Below are 695 nucleotides of genomic sequence, written 5' to 3'. Positions count from 1 at the left end.
GCGCTGGCGTAGCCGACCTCGAAGCGGCGGAAGCCGCGGTCGAACATGGTGACGGCCATGGTCTCCGAGGCGTGGATGGGTCCGCCGCCGGTGAGCACCCAGACCATGTCGAACAGCTGGATGCTGCCGATCACCGACAGGAACACGCTGATCCGGATCGTCGGGCCCAGCAGCGGCAGCGTCACGTGCCGGAACACCTGCCACGCGCTCGCGCCGTCGGTCGTGGCCGCCTCGGTCAGCTCGGCCGGGATGCCCTGCCGGCCCGCCAAGTACAGGATCATGTGGAAGCCGAAGTACTTCCACGAGATCACCAGGAACAGCGCGAACAGCACGGTGTCCGGGTCGGCGAAGACCGCGCCCGCCTCGGCGCCCAGCAGCTTCGACACCGTGTCGCCCAGGCCCCGGTTGGGTGAGAGCACCAGGGTGAACAGCACCGCGGTGGTGACCTCGGACAGCACGTACGGGGCGAAGAAGATGACGCGGTAGACGCTGCGGCCCTTGAGCTTCTGGTTGAGCAGCATCGCCAGAGCCAGGGAGACCGGGAGCTGGATGACCAGGGACAGGGTGATCAGAACGAGCGTGTGCCACAGGTCGCCGAGGAACGTCGGGTCCTTGAAGGCGCGGGTGAAGTTGTCCAGCCCGACGAAGTTCTCCGGCAGGTTGAAGCCGTTCCACTTGTACAGGCTGGTGTAGCC

Annotated in this window: 1 protein-coding gene; it reads right to left on the bottom strand. The window is 66.8% G+C overall.

Going from position 1 to position 695, the window contains the following annotated elements; translation table 11 throughout:
• Positions 1-695: carbohydrate ABC transporter permease (locus ACFQO7_RS37750; RefSeq protein ID WP_376810897.1), on the bottom strand; the 695-nt coding region annotated here is incomplete at both ends.

Origin of the sequence: Catellatospora aurea (assembly GCF_042663325.1) — a bacterium.
GTDB lineage: Bacteria > Actinomycetota > Actinomycetes > Mycobacteriales > Micromonosporaceae > Catellatospora > Catellatospora aurea.
This window is presented reverse-complemented; position numbering and strand designations above follow the sequence as displayed.